General features: G+C 69.0%; 18 protein-coding genes and 1 riboswitch. Of the genes, 12 read left to right on the forward strand and 6 right to left on the reverse strand.

What is annotated here, in order from left to right:
• Nucleotides 1-123: 123 nt before the first annotated feature.
• The 3 genes from AB0M70_RS27700 to AB0M70_RS27710 all read left to right on the forward strand — a co-directional run bounded on the left by AB0M70_RS27700 (nucleotide 124) and on the right by AB0M70_RS27710 (nucleotide 2,765).
• Nucleotides 124-921: a polysaccharide deacetylase family protein gene (locus AB0M70_RS27700; protein WP_365823867.1), complete on the forward strand. Its 798-nt coding sequence runs from the start codon at nucleotides 124-126 to the stop codon at nucleotides 919-921.
• A complete protein-coding gene (locus AB0M70_RS27705; RefSeq protein WP_365823869.1) occupies nucleotides 921-2,114 on the forward strand; it encodes a hypothetical protein in 1,194 nt (397 codons plus the stop codon). The genes AB0M70_RS27700 and AB0M70_RS27705 overlap by 1 nt, the downstream gene beginning before the upstream one ends.
• A 99-nt stretch (nucleotides 2,115-2,213) precedes the next feature.
• Nucleotides 2,214-2,765 carry a glycoside hydrolase family 25 protein gene (locus AB0M70_RS27710; protein WP_365823871.1) on the forward strand — a complete coding sequence of 184 codons (552 nt, stop codon included), beginning with the start codon at nucleotides 2,214-2,216 and terminating at the stop codon, nucleotides 2,763-2,765.
• 27 nt (nucleotides 2,766-2,792) lie between these two features.
• On the opposite strand, the gene AB0M70_RS27715 is transcribed toward AB0M70_RS27710, so the two are convergent.
• Nucleotides 2,793-3,452 carry an NAD(P)-binding domain-containing protein gene (locus tag AB0M70_RS27715; protein ID WP_365823873.1) on the reverse strand — a complete coding sequence of 220 codons (660 nt, stop codon included), beginning with the start codon at nucleotides 3,450-3,452 and terminating at the stop codon, nucleotides 2,793-2,795.
• 222 nt (nucleotides 3,453-3,674) lie between these two features.
• Here AB0M70_RS27715 and AB0M70_RS27720 point away from each other — a divergent pair, with 222 nt between their 5' ends.
• A complete protein-coding gene (locus tag AB0M70_RS27720; protein WP_365824260.1) occupies nucleotides 3,675-4,316 on the forward strand; it encodes an RNA polymerase sigma factor in 642 nt (213 codons plus the stop codon).
• Nucleotides 4,313-5,473, forward strand: a complete 1,161-nt coding sequence (locus AB0M70_RS27725) for a CU044_5270 family protein (RefSeq protein ID WP_365823875.1) — start codon at nucleotides 4,313-4,315, stop codon at nucleotides 5,471-5,473. Before AB0M70_RS27720 ends, AB0M70_RS27725 begins: the two co-directional genes overlap by 4 nt.
• 123 nt (nucleotides 5,474-5,596) lie before the next feature.
• Here the strand turns inward: AB0M70_RS27725 and AB0M70_RS27730 are convergent, their stop codons facing one another.
• From AB0M70_RS27730 to gcvT, 5 genes are all read right to left on the reverse strand, one after another.
• The gene (locus AB0M70_RS27730) at nucleotides 5,597-5,812 is read right to left on the reverse strand and encodes an EF-hand domain-containing protein (protein ID WP_365823877.1); all 216 of its coding nucleotides are present in this window, start codon (nucleotides 5,810-5,812) and stop codon (nucleotides 5,597-5,599) included.
• A 92-nt stretch (nucleotides 5,813-5,904) separates the two neighbouring features.
• Nucleotides 5,905-7,275: an L-serine ammonia-lyase gene (locus tag AB0M70_RS27735; RefSeq protein ID WP_365824262.1), complete on the reverse strand. Its 1,371-nt coding sequence runs from the start codon at nucleotides 7,273-7,275 to the stop codon at nucleotides 5,905-5,907.
• A 149-nt stretch (nucleotides 7,276-7,424) separates the two neighbouring features.
• A complete protein-coding gene (gene glyA / locus AB0M70_RS27740) occupies nucleotides 7,425-8,684 on the reverse strand; it encodes a serine hydroxymethyltransferase (protein WP_363212411.1) in 1,260 nt (419 codons plus the stop codon).
• Nucleotides 8,685-8,714: 30 nt separating this feature from the next.
• A complete protein-coding gene (gene gcvH, locus AB0M70_RS27745) occupies nucleotides 8,715-9,092 on the reverse strand; it encodes a glycine cleavage system protein GcvH (RefSeq protein WP_363212412.1) in 378 nt (125 codons plus the stop codon).
• A gap of 58 nt (nucleotides 9,093-9,150) precedes the next feature.
• Nucleotides 9,151-10,284, reverse strand: coding sequence for a glycine cleavage system aminomethyltransferase GcvT (gcvT, locus tag AB0M70_RS27750; protein WP_365823880.1), 1,134 nt, complete (start codon nucleotides 10,282-10,284; stop codon nucleotides 9,151-9,153).
• 147 nt (nucleotides 10,285-10,431) lie between these two features.
• A riboswitch (glycine riboswitch) is annotated at nucleotides 10,432-10,537 on the reverse strand.
• Nucleotides 10,538-10,690: 153 nt separating this feature from the next.
• Between gcvT and AB0M70_RS27755 the strand changes: the two genes are divergently transcribed.
• The 7 genes from AB0M70_RS27755 to AB0M70_RS27785 all read left to right on the forward strand — a co-directional run bounded on the left by AB0M70_RS27755 (nucleotide 10,691) and on the right by AB0M70_RS27785 (nucleotide 18,600).
• The gene (locus AB0M70_RS27755) at nucleotides 10,691-11,365 is read left to right on the forward strand and encodes an AAA family ATPase (protein ID WP_365824264.1); all 675 of its coding nucleotides are present in this window, start codon (nucleotides 10,691-10,693) and stop codon (nucleotides 11,363-11,365) included.
• An 85-nt stretch (nucleotides 11,366-11,450) separates the two neighbouring features.
• Entirely contained in the window at nucleotides 11,451-12,254 is an 804-nt protein-coding gene (locus AB0M70_RS27760) for an enhanced serine sensitivity protein SseB (protein WP_365823882.1), read from the forward strand.
• Nucleotides 12,255-12,379: 125 nt separating this feature from the next.
• Entirely contained in the window at nucleotides 12,380-13,153 is a 774-nt protein-coding gene (locus AB0M70_RS27765; protein ID WP_363212416.1) for an enhanced serine sensitivity protein SseB C-terminal domain-containing protein, read from the forward strand.
• A 353-nt stretch (nucleotides 13,154-13,506) separates the two neighbouring features.
• A complete protein-coding gene (locus AB0M70_RS27770) occupies nucleotides 13,507-14,511 on the forward strand; it encodes an ABC transporter permease (RefSeq protein ID WP_365823884.1) in 1,005 nt (334 codons plus the stop codon).
• A gap of 101 nt (nucleotides 14,512-14,612) precedes the next feature.
• Complete coding sequence (locus AB0M70_RS27775; protein ID WP_365823886.1) at nucleotides 14,613-16,382, forward strand: ABC transporter substrate-binding protein; 1,770 nt, start codon at nucleotides 14,613-14,615, stop codon at nucleotides 16,380-16,382.
• A 122-nt stretch (nucleotides 16,383-16,504) separates the two neighbouring features.
• Entirely contained in the window at nucleotides 16,505-17,506 is a 1,002-nt protein-coding gene (locus AB0M70_RS27780) for an ABC transporter permease (protein WP_363212659.1), read from the forward strand.
• Nucleotides 17,503-18,600, forward strand: coding sequence for an ABC transporter ATP-binding protein (locus AB0M70_RS27785; protein ID WP_365823888.1), 1,098 nt, complete (start codon nucleotides 17,503-17,505; stop codon nucleotides 18,598-18,600). The genes AB0M70_RS27780 and AB0M70_RS27785 overlap by 4 nt, the downstream gene beginning before the upstream one ends.
• The last annotated feature ends 5 nt before the right edge of the window (nucleotides 18,601-18,605 follow it).

An 18,605-nucleotide genomic window follows, 5' to 3' on the forward strand; every position in this document is an offset into this window, starting at 1 on the left:
TCCGGCTGTGACAGGTGTTCCGCAAGGTGTGTCGAGACGGCCGCCCGCCTCCCGCGCCCGACCCGCGGCTCTCACGCACGGGCAATAAGCGTCTTTTGCCCTCTTTACCCATTAAATGGTCGGGTGACCGAGACCGACCGCCGTGGAGCCCTGCGCGCGGGCGCCGGCCTTGCCGTCGCGGGCGCGCTCACCACGGGCACCCTCACCGCAGGCTGCTCCGCCCTCAAGGCCGCCCCCGCCGACCACCGGGCCGCGCCCGCCACCCGGCACCCCGCCGCCAGAACACCCCGCGCCGCCCCCGCACCCCGACACGTCCCCGGCCTCCCCGACCAGATCGCGCACAGCCCCCGCGGCCGGCCCCAGGTCGCCCTCACCTTCCACGGCCAGGGCGACCAGGCCACCGCACGGTCCATCCTCGCCATCGCCGAGAAGGCGGACGCCAGGATCACCGTCCTCGCCGTCGGCAGCTGGCTCGACGAACACCCCGACCTCGCCCGCCGCATCCTCGACGGCGGCCACGACCTGGGCAACCACACCCACCACCACGTCACGATCAACGAGCTGCCCGAGGCCGACGCCTACGCGGAGATCACCGGCTGCGCCGACCGCCTGCGCCGCCTCACCGGCTCCATCGGCACGTGGTTCCGTCCCTCACGCGCCGACAGGGCGACCCCCCTCGTCGCCCGTCTCGCCCGCCGCGCCGGTTACCCGCACGTCCTCTCGTACGACGTCGACTCCCTCGACTTCACCTCGCCGGGAGCCGGGGCCGTCACCCGCAAGATCACCTCGGAGGTACGCGCGGGCTCCGTCGTGAGCCTGCACTTCGGGTACGCGGACACGGTCGCCGCGCTCCCCGCCGTCCTGGAAGAACTGGACCGCCGCAACCTGCGCGCGGTGACGACCACGGAGTTGCTGACCTGATGACCCTGCACCTGAACCTCACCCGGCGCACCGGAGCGGTCATCGCCGCCGGTGCCGTCGTCGCCGCGGCACTCGCCGGATGCGGCGGCGAGCCCCGCGAGGACGAAGCCCTCGGCACCAAGGGCATCCCGAAGACCGCCACACCCAGACCCAAGGCCGCGCCGGGCCTTCCGGGGATGCCGCCCGTCCTCGACCCGAAGGACGTCTACGCGGCGGACCGCCCGAACAAACTCTCCCCGGTCGTCAAGGACTTCCCCTCCCGGATCTACGTCCCCAACACCAACTCCAACACCGTCTCGGTCATCGACCCCAAGTCGTACGAAGTGATCGACACGATCGACGTCGGGGTCCAGCCCCAGCACGTCGTCCCCTCCTGGGACATGAAGACGCTCTGGGTCAACAACAACCGCGGCCACACGCTCACGCCCATCGACCCCAAGACCGGCAAGGCGGGAAAGCCCGTCGACGTGCACGACCCGTACAACCTCTACTTCACGCCCAACGGCAAGCACGCCATCGTGATGGCCTCCATGGACCGGGAGCTCGTCTTCCGTGACCCGCACACCATGAAGAAGGTCAAGACCGAACCGGTCAGCTGCTACGGCGTCAACCACGCCGACTTCTCCGCCGACGGCCGCTACTTCATCGTCTCCTGCGAGTTCTCGGGCGAACTCCTGAAGGTCGACACGGAGAAGATGAAGGTGATCGGCCAGCAGAAGCTGCCCTTCAAGGGCGCCATGCCGCAGGACGTGAAGATCTCGCCCGACGGCAAGACCTTTTACGTGGCCGACATGATGGCCGACGGCATGTGGGTCCTGAGCGGCGACAAGTTCGACAGGCCGAAGCTGCTGCCGACCGGCAAGGGCACCCACGGCCTGTACGTCAGCCGGGACTCACGCGAGATGTACGTGTCCAACCGCGGCGAGGGCACTGTCTCCGTCTTCGACTTCCCCAAGAACAAGCTCACCAAGAAGTGGAAGCTGCCCCAGGGCGGCAGCCCCGACATGGGCGGCGTCTCGGCGGACGGCAACACCCTCTGGTTGTCGGGCCGTTACGACTCCGAGGTCTACGCCATCGACACCCGCACAGGAGTCCAGACCGCCCGCATCCCGGTGGGCGGCGGCCCGCACGGCCTCGCGGTCTATCCGCAACCGGGCCGCTACTCGCTCGGACATACGGGGATCTTCCGCTGAGCAATACACCTGAATATTACAACGGTTGACCATCACGGCCACCGGGCACCACAAGGGTAGATCCAGCCGACCTCCCCTCTGCCTGCCAGGAGGCTGCCCGTGCTCAAAGGCATCGACGTCAGCTCGTACCAGTCCACGTTCGACACGGACGGCATCTCCTTCGTCATCATAAAAGCGACGGAAGGCCGCTCGTACGTGAACCCACGCCTGACGGCGCAGACGAAGCGGGCGAGGGACGGCGGCTGCGTGGTCGGCTTCTACCACTTCCTGTGGCCGGGGAACATCAAGGCCCAGGCGGAGTATTTCGTCAGCAAGGCCCCGGAAAAGGCAGGGGACTTGCTGGCGGTGGACTGGGAATGGACGGGAGAACACACCCGGGCGAGCAATGCGGAGAAGGACCGGTTCATTCGCGAGGTGAAGGAGCTCAGGCCCCATCACCGGGTCATCTTGTATTGCAATCGGGATTTCTGGCTCAACCACGACAGCACGTCGTACGCGGGCGACGCCCTCTGGATCGCCGACTACGTGTCAGCGGGCAAGCCGCGCATCAAGGCGAAGTGGCGCATCCACCAGTACACGTCGACGCCCCTGGACAAGAACGTCGCGGACTTCGCGAGCGAGGACGCGCTGCGGGAGTGGGCCAAGCCGTAGCCGCTCCCGCAGCGCGACCGGTGGCCGTCAGGCGCGCCACTCCGCCGTGCGCTCCGGGGAAGCCTCGGACAGGGCCTTGGTGATTGCTTCCGCGTCCTTGGCCAGGCCGTAGACCGGGGTGCCGGGCTGTTGGCGCCAGGAGTTGTCCTGGCCGCCGTTGTCGACGGTGTCGAAGCCGATCTCGTCGATGAGGTCGCGTACGACCTTCTTTGCCGCCTCGTCGTCGCCGGAGACTGGGAGGGCTACGCGGCCGGGGGTGCCCTTGGGCTGGGGCTTGTCGAGGATGTCCTGGGCGTACGTGCCGTTGAAGGCCTTGATGACCGGGTGGCCGATCTGGCGCTCGGTCCAGCGGCTCTCGGTCAGGCCCTCCTCGATCTCGGCGATCTTCCCGTCACGCTGCTGGGGGTAGTAGTTGCCGGTGTCGATGACGGCGACGTTCTCGGCGGCGCCGTCGAGGAAGCCGGACGGCAGGTTCGGGACGGCCTTCAGGGGGATCGTCACGACGACGACCTGGGCGCCGCGCGCGGCTTCCTCGACCGGAACGGCCGTGGCGCCGGTCTCCTTGGCGAGGTCGGTGAGGGTGTGCGGGCCACGGGAGTTCGCGACGGACACGTCGTGGCCGAGGGCCGTGAGGCGACGGGTGAGGTTGCCGCCGATGTTGCCCGCGCCGATGATGCCGATCTTCATGACTGACCCTTCCGGGGGTGGTTCGCCGGTGTCGTAACGTAACGGAGCCAACCTCCGGAACGGGGGATGTATTCCTGCCGGGAGGCGGCGTCCGACACTTACTTCGGCAAGGTCGTGGGGGAACTCCAGGGGACGGTGTGACGAGCGGCACAGGAACCCCGCGGAGGGTGCGGAGAGGTACGTGGTGTGAGGCGTACTGAACCGGAAGAACCAGGAGACGGCATCCATGCGCGCATCCGGGCGGGGGAGCGGGAGGCGTTCGGTGAGTTGTACGAGGCGTACGCGCGGGCGGTCTACAACCACGCCCTGCGGCTGACCGGCGACTGGTCGACCGCCGAGGAGGTCATGTCCGAGACCTTCCTCGCGGCCTGGCGCACCCGCGACCGCCTTGAGCCGGACGGCGGTTCGCTCAAGCCGTGGCTGCTCGGCATCGCGACGCACAAGGCGCAGAACGCCAACCGCGGCCTGCGCAGACGGCTCGCCTTTCTGTCCCGTCAGCCCCCGCCGCCCGAAGTGGCGGACTTCGCTGAGGAGTCGGCGGGCCGGATGGACGACGCGCGGCGGCTCGCGGCGGTGCACGGAGCGCTGCGCGGGCTGCGTCGCCCGGAGCGGGAGGTGCTCGTGCTGTGCGTGTGGTCCGGCCTTGACTACGCGCAGGCGGCGGAGGCGCTCGGCGTTCCGGTCGGCACGGTGCGCTCGCGGCTCTCGCGGGCCCGCGCGCGGCTGCGGCGGCTGAGCGAGGACGGGGCGGATGTGACTGTTGTGCCGAAAGTGGAGAACGTGACGGAACCTCTTCGTGGTCGCGGAGAGGTAGAGAGTGAGGCCGCGTTCGCGGCCCTGCCCCTGCGGGAGGAATTCCGATGAACGCCGCCACCCCGTCCCGTGGAGAGGACGAGGCCGCCGAACTGGCCCGCCTGCTCCCGGAGTCGGGCGAGGACGAATGGGATCTTCCGCCGGGGCGTCACCTCCACCACAAGGACGTCCTGATGCAGCAGATCGACCGCGACAAAGCCGCCGACACGGCCGGCGCGACTGACGTGGACCGCGGGGAGTCCGGCCCCGCCGCTCTCCGCCGCCGCCTGCTGCGGCCCGGGGTGCTGATGCCCGCCGCGGCCGCGCTTGCGGTGGCCGGGATTCTGACCGGCACGCTCTCCTCCGGCGGCGGCGGCGCCGACGGCGTACGCGACATGGGCGCCGGCCGGGGTGCAACGCCCGGCGCAACGGTCACGCTCGACCGGATCGCGAGCGCCTCCCTCAAGTCCGGGACGCCATCGGTGAAGGACAGCCAGTTCGTCTACACCCGCAGCCTCGTCCAGAGCAACGACGGCGAGCTCGACGGCCCGGTGAAGCTCGGCGACCCGTACACGGAGGAGATCTGGCTGAACCAGAACCCGGCCCCCGTCACGGACATCGGCATGAGCCGTGTGACCGGGAAGGGCGCTCCGATGGCCGGTCAGGACGTGCCCATCGAGGCGTCCGCCGTGGACGGCTCCGATGACTCCGGTGCCATACCGGAGGGGCCCGACCGCCCGACGTACGACTGGCTGGCCTCGCTGCCCACCGATCCCGACGCCCTCCTGAAGAAGCTGTACGCCGAGACGAAGGTGACCGGCGAGCGGGAGACGAAGGCGCAGGCCGTCTTCGACCGGATCGGCGAACTGGTCGGCGGGACGGTCATGCCGCCGGAGAACTCCGCCGCCCTCTACAAGGCGGTCGCCAAGCTCCCCGGCGTGGTGCAGGTGCCGGACGCGGTGGACGCGGCGGGCCGCCACGGGATAGGCATCACCATCGAGGAGTCGGCGTTCGCGACGCGCTCGGAATGGATCTTCGACAAGAAGACCTTCGCCTACCTCGGTTCACGCGGCTACATGACGAAGAACCACAAGCCGGGCGGCAAGCCGGGCAAGACCGGGAACCCGGAGGTCCTGTACGGCAGCGACGCGATCCTGGAGCGAGCGGTGGTCGATCAACGCGGCATGAAGCCGACCGAGTCCTCCGGCTCCTCCAGCGGCCGCGGCTGAGCGGCCGGCCGTGCAGCGCCTGCCAGGTGACCAGGAGCTCCCTGCGGGCTGCGCGGCGCGCCCGCTGAACACACCGGAGGGGCCCGGCGCTCTCGCGTGCCGGGCCCCTCCCGCGTACGGCCGCTACTTCTTGTTCAGGCTTGCCCAGAACTCGTCGAAGGAGAGGCGCTTGTCCTTGTCGGTGTCCTTCGTGCCGATCACGGCCTCGGCCACCGTCTCGGTGACGTAGAAGTCCCCCATCTTGGCCATGGCCGACTTCCACTCCGCCGCTGTGATGAAGCCGTCGCCGTCCGCGTCGAACTGCTCGAACGTCTTACGCGCTTCCTCGATGTCCGCCACCGGATCCACCCCTTCTTCGTGCACTGCTGACGGTGCTCAGGGTATCCGCCGTCCGGGTGACGCCCGGGACGCGGGCTCAGCCCTCCATCAGGTCAGCACTCGATGATGTTCACCGCGAGGCCGCCGCGCGCCGTCTCCTTGTACTTGACGCTCATGTCGGCGCCCGTGTCCTTCATGGTCTTGATGACCTTGTCGAGGGACACCTTGTGGCTGCCGTCGCCACGCATCGCCATCTTCGCCGCGGTCACGGCCTTCACCGCCGCCATGCCGTTGCGCTCGATGCACGGGATCTGGACGAGGCCGCCGACCGGGTCGCAGGTCAGGCCGAGGTTGTGCTCCATGCCGATCTCCGCGGCGTTCTCGACCTTCTCGGGGCTGCCGCCGAGCACCTCGGCGAGGGCGCCCGCCGCCATCGAGCAGGCGGAGCCGACCTCGCCCTGGCAGCCGACCTCGGCGCCGGAGATCGAGGCGTTCTCCTTGAAGAGCATGCCGATCGCGCCGGCCGCGAGGAGGAAGCGGACCACGCCGTCCTCGTCGGCGCCGGGGATGAAGTTCATGTAGTAGTGCAGGACGGCCGGGATGATGCCCGCGGCGCCGTTCGTCGGGGCGGTCACGACGCGGCCGCCCGCGGCGTTCTCCTCGTTCACGGCCATCGCGTAGAGGGTGATCCACTCCATGGCGCGGGCCTGCGGGTCGCCCTCGGCCCGGAGCTGGCGTGCCGAGTTGGCGGCGCGGCGGCGGACCTTGAGGCCGCCCGGCAGGATGCCCTCGCGGGACATGCCGCGCGAGACGCAGGACTGCATGACGCCCCAGATGTCGAGCAGACCCGAGCGGATCTCCTCCTCCGTGCGCCAGGCCTTCTCGTTCTCCAGCATCAGCGCGGAGATGGACAGGCCGGTCTCCTTGGCGAGGCGGAGCAGCTCGTCGCCGGTGCGGAAGGGGTGCTTGAGGACCGTGTCGTCCGGCACGATCGGGTTCTCGCCGGCCACCGCGTCGTCGTCGACCACGAAGCCGCCGCCCACGGAGTAGTACGTCTTCTCCAGGACGAGCCCGCCGTCACGGTCGTACGCGAAGATCGTCATGCCGTTGGCGTGGTACGGCAGGGCCTTGCGGCGGTGCAGGACCAGGTCCTCGTCGAAGTCGAAGTCGATCTCGTGCATGCCGAGGACGTTGATGCGGCCGCTCGCCTTGATCTGCTCGACGCGGTCGTCCGCCGACTCCACGTCCACCGAGCGCGGCGACTCGCCCTCCAGGCCGAGCAGCACCGCCTTCGGGGTGCCGTGGCCGTGGCCCGTCGCGCCGAGCGAGCCGTAGAGCTCGGCCCGTATGGCGGTGGTGTGGGCCATCAGGCCCTCGTTCTTGAGGCGGCTCGCGAAGATGCGGGCGGCGCGCATGGGACCGACCGTGTGGGAGCTGGACGGGCCGATGCCGATCGAGAACAGGTCGAAGACCGAGAGGGCCACGAGAAACTCCAATGGTGGTTGGTAGACGCCGTTGTCTGCCGGGGTGGTGCAGAAAGCGGGGCATGGACCGGGGCACCGCACTCACTGTCCTCACTGTCCAGTGTGCGCGGTGCCCCGAAGGTCCGTACGAAAGAAAGCGTACGAAAATGCTACAGGTTGGGGTACAGCGGGTGCTTTTCCGCCAAGGCGGAGACGCGGGCCTTCAGGGATTCCGCGTCGAAGCCCGGCTTCAGCGCCTCGGCGATGATGTCGGCGACCTCACGGAAGTCGTCCTCCTGGAAGCCACGGGTCGCGAGCGCGGGCGTACCGATCCGCAGGCCCGAGGTGACCATCGGGGGGCGCGGGTCGTTCGGGATCGCGTTGCGGTTGACCGTGATGCCGACCTCGTGGAGGCGGTCCTCGGCCTGCTGGCCGTCGAGCTCGGAGTTGCGCAGGTCCACCAGGACCAGGTGCACGTCCGTGCCGCCGGACAGGACGTCGACGCCGACGGCCTTCGCGTCGTCCTGCACCAGGCGCTCGGCCAGGATGCGGGCGCCGTCCAGGGTGCGCTGCTGGCGCTCCTTGAACTCCTCGGAGGCCGCGACCTTGAAGGAGACGGCCTTGGCCGCGATCACGTGCTCGAGGGGGCCGCCCTGGAAACCGGGGAAGACCGCGGAGTTCAGCTTCTTCGCGAACTCCTTGTCGCGCGCCAGGATGACGCCGCCACGCGGGCCGCCGAGGGTCTTGTGCGTGGTGGAGGTGACCACGTCCGCGTACGGCACCGGGTTCGGGTGCAGACCGGCGGCGACGAGCCCGGCGAAGTGCGCCATGTCGACCCACAGCTTCGCGCCGACCTCGTCGGCGATGCGGCGGAACTCCGCGAAGTCCAGCTGACGCGGGTAGGCGGACCAGCCCGCGATGATCACCTTGGGGCTGTTCTCCTTGGCCAGGCGCTCGACCTCGGCCATGTCGACCAGACCGGCCTCGTCCACGTGGTACGCGACCACGTTGAACTGCTTGCCGGAGAAGTTCAGGCGCATGCCGTGGGTGAGGTGGCCGCCGTGCGCCAGGTCCAGGCCGAGGATCGTGTCGCCGGGCTTGGCGATCGCGAAGAGGGCGGCCTGGTTGGCGGAGGCGCCGGAGTGCGGCTGGACGTTGGCGTACTCGGCGCCGAACAGGTCCTTGATCCGGTCGATCGCGATCTGCTCGGTGACGTCGACGTGCTCGCAGCCGCCGTAGTAGCGGCGGCCGGGGTAGCCCTCGGCGTACTTGTTGGTGAGGACCGTGCCCTGGGCCTCCATGACGGCGACCGGAGCGAAGTTCTCCGAGGCGATCATTTCCAGGGTGGACTGCTGACGGTGGAGCTCGGCGTCGACGGCGGCGGCGACGTCCGGGTCCAGCTCGTGGAGAGGGGTGTTGAGAAGCGACATCAGGTGGTCCCTAAGGGTCTTCGGGGGGCTTCAGCTGCCGGAGAACTCGGTGTACTCGTCCGCGGAGAGCAGGTCCTTCGGCTCCTCCGTGATCCGTACCTTGAAGAGCCAACCACCCTCGAACGGGGCGGAGTTGACCAGCGACGGGTCATCCACGACGTCCTGGTTCGACTCGACGACCTCGCCGGTCACCGGCGAGTACAGGTCGCTGACCGACTTGGTCGACTCGAGCTCGCCGCACGTCTCGCCCGCGGTCACCGCGGCACCGGCCTCGGGCAGGTCGGCGTAGACGACGTCACCGAGCGCGTTGGCCGCGTGCTCGGTGATGCCGACCGTCGCCACACCGTCCACGGGGGCCGAGAGCCACTCGTGCTCCTTGCTGTAACGCAGCTGCTGGGGGTTGCTCATGACCTGAATTCTCCTGTACGCGGGGGAGTGCTGATGGACGAGGCTGTTGTGCGGGGTGTCACTTCTGGCGCTTGTAGAACGGCAGCGCCACGACCTCGTACGGCTCGTGCGTGCCCCGGATGTCCACGCCGACACCCTCGCTGCCGGGGGTGGCGTGCGCCGCGTCGACGTACGCGATGGCGATCGGCTTGCCAAGGGTCGGGGACGGGGCGCCCGAGGTGACCTCGCCGATGACCTTGCCGTCGGCGACCACCGAGAAGCCCGCGCGCGGGACGCGGCGGCCTGCGGCGACCAGACCGACCAGCTTGCGCGGGGGAGCGGCTTCGGCGCGCTCGGCGGCGGCCGCGAGCGCCGCGCGCCCCACGAAGGTGTCGGACTGCGAGGTCTTCTCGAACTTGACGACCCGGCCGAGGCCCGCGTCGAAGGGCGTCAGCTCCGCGGTCAGCTCATGCCCGTACAGCGGCATGCCCGCCTCCAGGCGCAGCGTGTCGCGGCAGGAGAGCCCGGCGGGGACCAGGCCCGCGGGCTCGCCGGCCTCCATGAGCGCGTTCCACAGCTTCTCGGCGTCGCCGGGCGCGACGAAGAGCTCGAAGCCGTCCTCGCCGGTGTAGCCCGTGCGGGCGATCAGCGCGGGGACGCCCGCCACCGTGCCCGGGAGGCCCGCGTAGTACTTCAGGCCGTCCAGGTCGGCGTCCGTGACTGACTTCAGGATGCCGGGGGACTCGGGGCCCTGGACGGCGAGCAGCGCGTACGCGTCGCGGTCGTCGCGGACCTCGGCGTCGAATCCGTCGGCGCGGGCGGTCAGCGCGTCGAGCACGACCTGTGCGTTCGAGGCGTTGGCGACCACCATGTACTCGGGGGTCTCGGGCTCGCCGAGCCGGTAGACGATCAGGTCGTCCAGGATGCCGCCGTCCTCGGCACAGATCATCGTGTAGCGGGCGCGGCCGACACCGATGGAGCCGATGTTGCCGACGAGCGCGAAGTTCAGGAGGTCCACGGCCTCGGGCCCGGAGACCGTGATCTCGCCCATGTGGGAGAGGTCGAAGAGACCGGCCTTGGTGCGCACGGCGTTGTGCTCGTCGCGCTCGCTCGCGTACCGCAGCGGCATGTCCCAGCCCGCGAAGTCGGTCATGGTCGCGCCGAGCGCACGATGCACGGCATCGAGTGCGGTCAGACGGGGGGCATTACTCATTCGTGGAACTCCCAGGGGCATGACGGGCGAGGTCGATCCTCCCCATCTGTCATCGGAACCTGAGAGGTTCACCACGACCCGTACGCAGGGGGGTCATGACTTGCACCTTGGGTGGAGCCGCGCAGGCGGCCCGCTTTTCAGATGTGCCTCGCCCGCGCGGTACGGGGCCTGAGAGATTCAAGGGAGGGACTTGCTCCTTCGGCGCCCCGGTGCGTCCTGTGACGGCCACCGGGAACTCTCCCGCGCGGATTCAAACGGCCTGTATGGAGTTTGCGCGCACATCATTGCACGCGCCTGCGTCACAGGGCAGTGCCAGTCCAGTAATGCTGTTGTGCCGCATTACCTTCTCTTTACACTTGCCGGGGAAGCTGCGGGAAGCAGGTACGTGACCGCTAAGGGGAGGCCGATCACGGTGCGCAGGACGAGCGTCTACGCGACCAACACAGGGGTGGCCCTGCCCAAACAGGCCGCCGCCCCGACCAGGGAGAGCTGCGGCCCCCTGCCGGCGGCCGTCGTCCGCGACCTGCGGCAGCGGACAGGACACAGCCCGCACCGGCTCACGTTCGGCGAGGGCGACCTCATCGTCGTCTCCGGGTTGCCGGGCAGCGGCAAGTCCACGCTGATGCGCAGGGCCGTCGCGGGCCCGCGCATCGACTCGCAGGACACCCGCGACCGCTGGGCCCGGCGCATGCCGGACCTCCTGCCGTACGCGGTGTACCGCCCGCTGGTCCGCATCGCGCACTACGCGGGCCTGCGCAGAGCCCTGCGCTCCGGCGAGGGCGTCGTGGTGCACGACTGCGGCACCCAGGCCTGGGTGCGCCGCTGGCTGGCCCGCGAGGCCGCGCGGCGCGGCACGACGCTGCACCTGCTGCTGCTCGACGTGCCGCCGGACACCGCCATAGAGGGGCAGCTCGCGCGCGGGCGCGGCGTGTCGCGGTACGCCTTCGCGCGCCACCGCAGGACGGTCGGCCGGCTCGTCGGCGCCGCCGAGCGCGGCGACCTGCCGCGCGGCTGCGGCTCGGCGGTGCTCCTGGACCGGACGGCGGCCGGGGTGCTGCGGGGGATCGGCTTCGGGGACTGAGCCGCCCGCCGCTTCGGAAACCGAGCCGCCCGCCGCGTTAGGGTCGTGCCGCAGGCAGAGCGGGACCGAGCAGGGGTGAGAAGAGATGGACTTTCCGGCGCAGGCGCACGCCCATCCCTACGGAGGATGGCCGGGCAACGAACTCGAAGAGGTGCTCGCGGCATCCCTGGGCACCCCCGGCGCGCCCCGGGCGTCCGCGGGGGCCCGCATCGTCGAGGTGCTCGGCCGCAGCCACGTCTGGGTCCCGCTGCCGAACGGCGGGGCCCCGGACAGCGGCACCCTCGACCTGCCCACGCTGGAGATCGACGGCCAGGCCTATGTCCCCGTCTTCAGCTCCGAGCAGCAGTTCCGGCAGGCCACCGGCGGCCGCATGGGCTGCACCGTGGCGCCCGCCGTGGAGTTCGCCCGCGGCCTGCCCCCGCAGCTGGGCATCGCGGTCAACCCGGACGGCACGGTCGGTGTGCCGCTGCCGCCGCCCGCCGTCGCCGAGCTCTGCCGGGCCGGGCGCACCCCGCTGGACGGCCCCGCGACCGGCGGCCGCGTACGCCTCTTCGAACCGGACTGGCAGGAGGACCCGGTGGACTTCCTGTCCGCCGCCGCCCGCGAGTTCGAGGCCACCGGTGTCGTCCTGAGCGCCCGCCGCTGCCTGGCCAGCGTCGAGGGCGAGGACCCCTCGCTGTTCGTCGGCGTCGAACTGACCTCCTGGGAGGGCAACGCGCGCGAGCTCCCGATGGAGGCCCTGGGCCGGGCCCTGGGGCAGGCCCCGGTGGCCTGGCCGGTGAACCTGGTGCTGCTCGACGTGGCCCAGGACCCGGTCGCCGACTGGATGCGCGAGCGGGTCAGGACCTTCTTCGGTCGCACTCCGGGACACGAGCACGGACATGTGTAAGGACATGTGCAGGTACGTGTGTGAGGGTGCCGTACGTCAAGTCGGTGTCAGGATCGCCGCTTAAGCTGGTTTCATGACCCGGAGTTCCACCGGGTCAGCGGGTCATCGCGAAGGGGCGGTTAAGGGTGAGTGCGTCGGGCACGGCTGCGGCCGGGCAGGTCGAGCACATGCTGCGCCAGGTGACGCCGGGGCGCTATGACGCCTACGAGGCGCTCCTGCGGGCGCTCGCCGCCGACCAGGTGTGGATGCTGCTCTGGCACGGCCAGGCCGGATCCCCCGACGCGCAGTACGGGAACATGGAGGTCGAGGGCCTCGGTTACGCGCCGTGCGTGACCTCGGCCCAGGAGCTCTCCGCCAGTGGCTGGAACCGCTCGTACGAGGTGGTCGGCGGTCTCGACATCTCCCGCACCCTCTTCCCCGACCACTACGGCCTCTGGCTCAACCCGCACGCGCCCGGCGGCGGCGTCGGCATCCCCTGGCTCGACCTGCGGCGCATCGCGTCGGGCCTCGACCTGCTGCCCGCGGGCCCGCTCAGGCTCACCGAGCCGGCCATCGAGATCCCCCAGTTCTACGCCCTGCTCACGCAGAACGCCCACCGCACCCCCGCGGTCCGCTCGCTGCGCCGCGCCTGGGTGCAGCCCGCGCTCGGCGCCCCGTACCTGGCCATCGGCCTCGATGTGTACGACACCGCGCCGGCGTCGGTCGACGGGGTGCGCACGATGATGCAGCAGTCGATCGCCGCGGTCCCCGACGGCCTGCCCGTGTCGACGGTCGCGATGTCCGACGGATACGACCCGGTGGCCATGTGGCTGCGCGCCAACGCCCGCCCGTTCTACGACCGCGAGGCCCAGCCGGCACCGGCGCCCGCGGGCGGTTACGGCTACCCCGCGCAGTACTGAAGCCTCACCGAGCCCCTCCGGTGGGGGCCGGGAACCGGCCACCGCGGCTCGTATACCTGCCTCGACCGTCAGGATGTCCGTTCTGATGGCGGAGGGGGTCTATGGGCCCCCGTGGCGCCTTGCGACCCAACTGCCCCGTGTTCGCCCCTCGTTCACGTGCGTCCGGATAACGGAACACCTCGAACAGCATCACGGTTGAGCATCCTTTCCCCGTCAAGGCTGGTAACAGATCGCAACCCCGATGAAGACTCCCGCAAGTGGGGCGCTTCGCCCCTGTGTACGACGGACTGATCACGTCGCTACAGCGGCAAGTGCGGGCCGGTCACCACCGGTTGAGAGGGGTCCCTGCCACGATGACGGCACCATTGCATGACACACCTGCGGACGCGGACCCGACAGCGGACGTCGCTCCCGCAGCTGATGCAGGGGTGAGGAAGGTCGAGGGGCGGTCCCTCAAGCAGATCGCCTGGAACCGCCTCAAGCGGGACAGGGTCGCTCTGGCCGGCGGCATCACCGTGCTCGTCCTGGTCGTTGTCGCCGTCTTCGCCCCCCTGATCGTCTCCCTGCTGGGCCACCCGCCCAACGAGTTCCATCAGGAAGAGCTGGAAGACCTGACGAACCTGCCCAAGGGCGCGTTCGGCGGCATGAGTTGGGACTTCCTCTTCGGGGTGGAGCCCAACAAGGGCCGCGACGTCTTCAGCCGCATCGTCTACGGAGCCCGCATCTCGCTCCTGGTGGCCTTCCTCGCCGCCGTGGTGGCCGTGGTGCTCGGCACCTTCTTCGGCATCATCGCCGGTTACTTCGGCGGCTGGGTCGACGCGCTGATCAGCCGGGTCATGGACGTGCTGCTCGCCTTCCCGCAGCTGCTCTTCGTGATCTCCCTGGTCTCGGTCCTCCCCGACGACCTGCTCGGTCTCACCGGCAGCGGTGTCCGCATCGCCGTGCTGATCCTGGTGATCGGCTTCTTCGGCTGGCCCTACGTCGGGCGCATCGTCCGAGGGCAGACCCTCAGCCTGCGCGAACGCGAGTACGTGGAAGCGGCCCGCAGCCTCGGCGGCGGCCAACGGCACATCCTCTTCCGTGAGTTGCTGCCGAACCTGATCGCGCCGATCACCGTGTACGCGACGCTCATGATCCCCACCAACATCCTCACCGAAGCGGCCCTCAGCTTCCTCGGCGCAGGTGTGCGTCCGCCGACCGCCTCCTGGGGCGGCATGCTCCGGGACGCCCTGGCGACGTACGAGCACGATCCGATGTTCATGGTCTTCCCCGGCCTGGCGATCTTCGTGACCGTGCTTGCCTTCAACCTCTTCGGTGACGGGCTGCGCGACGCCCTGGACCCCAAGGGAACTCGTTGAACAGCTCCAAATGGCTTGCCCCTGCCGCAGCGTCAGGTGGCTCTTCCCATGGTTCCAAGGCAGTCAAAGCCAAGGACCGCGAATCTCGGAGGATGCGAGAAATGCCCACAGGTTCCTCTAAACGACGGTTGACCGCAGGCGCGGCCCTCGTCGTGGCGGCGCTGGTGACCACCACGGCGTGCGGCGGCGGCAGCGACGACGACGACAGCAAGGGCGCCGGCTACAACGCGGCGATCGGCAAGGTCGCGAACGCGTCGGCGAAGAAGGGCGGAACGCTCAAGTTCATCGCCAAGCAGGACCTGGACTCGGCCGACCCGCAGCGTGCCTACTACGGCATGACGTGGGACTTCATGCGGTTCTACACCCGCACGCTGATCACGTACGACACCAAGCCGGGTGCCGCGTCCAACAAGCTCGTCCCCGACCTCGCCGAGGACACGGCGAAGATCAGCGACGACGGCAAGACCTACACGTACAAGCTGCGTGACGGCCTCACCTGGGAGGACGGCTCGAAGCTGACCTCCAAGGACATCAAGTACGGCATCGAGCGCATCTGGGCCACCAAGGTCATCACCGGTGGCCCCGGTTACCTGAAGTCCACGCTTGACCCCAAGGGCGAGTACAAGGGCCCCTACGAGGACAAGTCGAAGGACAAGCTCGGTCTGAAGGCGATCGAGACGCCGGACGACAACACCATCATCTTCAAGCTGCCCAAGAAGAACGGCGACTTCGAGCAGATGCTCGCGATGCCGTCGGGCACCCCGGTGAAGCAGTCCGAGGACACCGGCGCCAAGTACACCCAGCGCCCGTTCTCCTCCGGCCCGTACAAGTTCCAGAACTACAGCGCGGGCAAGAGCATCACGCTCGTCCGCAACAAGAACTGGAAGAAGTCGTCCGACCCGGTCCGTCCCGCGCTGCCGGACAAGATCCAGGTCACCATCTCGGCGAACCTCGAAGAGAACGACAAGCGCCTGATGGAAGGCGACTACGACATCGACATGAATGGCACCGGCATGACCCAGTCGGGTCGTACCACCGCCATGCAGGACCACAAGGGCAACGTCGACAACATGCAGACGGACTTCGTCCGTTACGTCGCCCTGGTGACCAAGACGAAGCCGTTCGACAACGAGGCCTGCCGCAAGGCCGTCTTCTACGCCACGGACTTCGCGAGCCTGCAGAAGACCCGTGGTGGCCCGATCGCCGCCGGTGAGATCGCCACCAGCGTCTTCCCGAAGTCGATCAAGGGTCACGACGACTACGACCCGTACGGCATCAAGGAGCGCAAGGGCAAGCCGGACGTCACCAAGGCGAAGGCGCAGCTCAAGGAGTGCGGCAAGCCGAACGGCTTCTCGACCAAGATCTCGGCCCGCACCAACCAGCCGGGTGAGGTGGACGCCGCCACGGCGCTCCAGGAGCAGCTGAAGAAGGTCAACATCAACGCCGATGTCGACCAGATCGACGGCGCCGACTCCTCCAGCATCACCGGTTCCCCCTCGGTCGTGAAGAAGCGCGGCATCGGCATGACGATGGCGGGCTGGGGTCCTGACTTCCCGACCGGCCAGGGCTACGCCCAGCCGCTGTTCGACAGCCGTTTCATCAACGAGAACGGCAACTACAACGAGTCGCAGATCGACGAGCCGAAGATCGACAAGTTCTTCGACGACGCGATCGGCACCGTCGACCCCGACAAGGCCGGTCAGATCTACACCGACCTGGCCCACGAGATCGTCGACAAGGCCTACTGGATGCCCTTCATCTACGAGAAGAACATCAGCTGGCGTTCCTCGCGGGCGACCAACGTCTACTCGTCCGCCGCGTACAGCGGTCGCTACGACTACGTGTCGATCGGTGTGAACGACAAGAAGTAGTCCCCGCCCGCAACAAGGCAGACCCACCGCCGAATCCCGCCAGTCCGAAGGGCAGGTGATGGCCTCGGGCGGTGGCCGGGGCCCCTCACAAGGGGGCCCCGGCCACCGCCGGGCCGCGCACAGTGCTTGCTTATCTCATCCGGCGCCTGATCGCCGTCGTCGTCATGGTGCTGGTCGTACTGCTCGCGACCTTCACCGTCTTCTTCATGCTGCCCAAGTGGGCGGGACAGGACATCGCCGTCCTCTTCGCCGGGAAGTCGTCCGGTGCCGAGCAGCTCGCGGGCATCCGGATCAAACTGGGTCTCGACGACCCTCTGCTCGTCCAGTTCTGGGACTTCGTCAAGGGCATCCCGATGGGGCGTGACTACGCCAACGGGGCCGACGTGACGCACTGTCCCGCCCCCTGCTTCGGGTACTCCTTCCGTACCGAGGCGCCCGTCTGGGAGACCCTCAAGGACGCCCTGCCCGTCACCGCCGCGCTCGCCGCCGGCGCGTGTGTGCTGTGGCTGGTCGCCGGTGTCGCCACCGGTGTGCTCTCCGCGCTCAAGCGCGGCACCATCTGGGACCGCACGGCGATGATCACCGCCCTCGCCGGCGTCTCGCTGCCGATCTTCTTCACCGGCATGATCGCGATGGGGCTCTTCGTCCACACCCTCGGCTGGGTGGAGATCGAGGACACCCTCACCACGGAAGACCCGATCAACATCTGGTTTGAGACGCTGATCCTTCCGTGGATCGTGCTCGCGTTCCTGAACGCCGCCATGTACGCGCGACTCACCCGCGCCACCATGCTGGAAGTGCTCGGTGAGGACTACATCCGCACCGCGCGCGCCAAGGGGCTCGGCGAGTCCGTCGTCATCAGGCGGCACGCGCTGCGCTCCGCCATGACGCCGATCCTCACCGTCTTCGGCCTCGACCTCGGTGTGCTCCTCGGCGGCGCCGTACTCACCGAGTCCACCTTCAACCTGCCGGGGCTCGGCCTCGAGGCGGTCAAGGCCATCAGCAACAAGGACCTGCCGGTGATCCTCGGCGTCACCTTGTGCGCATCGCTCGCGATCGCCCTCGCCAACCTCGTCGTCGACCTTCTGTACGCCGTCATCGACCCGCGAGTGAGGCTGGGATGACCGAACTGCACAAGACCGGAGCGGCGGTCGGAGAACCCGTCGCCGATTCGGTCGCTCCCACCGCCTTCCTCGAGGTGCGCGACCTCAAGGTGCACTTCCCGACCGACGACGGCCTGGTCAAGTCCGTCGACGGGCTCAGCTTCAAGCTGGAGAAGGGCAAGACCCTCGGCATCGTCGGCGAGTCAGGATCCGGCAAGTCGGTCACCTCGCTGGGCATCCTCGGCCTGCACACCGCGGGCCAGTACGGCAGCCGCAAGCCGCAGCTGTCCGGCGAGATCTGGCTGAACGGCACGGAGCTGCTCGGCGCGGACCCGAACGAGGTGCGCAAGCTGCGTGGCCGCGAGATGGCGATGATCTTCCAGGATCCGCTGTCCGCGCTGCACCCGTACTACTCCATCGGGCAGCAGATCACCGAGGCGTACCGCGTCCACCACAAGGTGGACAAGAAGGTCGCCCGCAAGCGCGCCATCGAGATGCTCGACCGGGTGGGCATCCCCCAGCCGGACAAGCGGGTCGACAGCTACCCGCACGAGTTCTCCGGCGGCATGCGCCAGCGCGCCATGATCGCGATGGCCCTGGTGAACAACCCCGAGCTGCTCATCGCGGACGAGCCGACGACCGCCCTCGACGTCACCGTCCAGGCGCAGATCCTCGACCTCATCCGCGACCTGCAGAAGGAGTTCGGCTCCGCGGTCATCATGATCACGCACGACCTGGGCGTGGTCGCCGAGATGGCGGACGAGCTGCTCGTGATGTACGGCGGGCGCTGCGTCGAACGCGGCACCGCGGAGAAGGTCTTCTACGAGCCCCAGCACCCCTACACCTGGGGCCTGTTGGGGTCGATGCCGCGCATCGACCGCGAGGAGATGGACCGTCTCGTGCCGGTCAAGGGCTCCCCGCCCAGCCTGATCAACCTGCCTACGGGCTGCGCCTTCAACCCGCGCTGCCCGTACGCAGACATCCCCAAGGACCAGATCACCCGCCGTGAGCGCCCCGACCTGCGTGAGGTCGCGCCCGGACACTTCACCGCGTGCCACATGTCGCAGGACGAGCGCACCCGGATCTGGACCGAAGAGATTGCGCCGAAGCTGTGAAAGAC

This window comes from Streptomyces sp. NPDC051214 (assembly GCF_040682375.1).
Classification (GTDB): domain Bacteria; phylum Actinomycetota; class Actinomycetes; order Streptomycetales; family Streptomycetaceae; genus Streptomyces.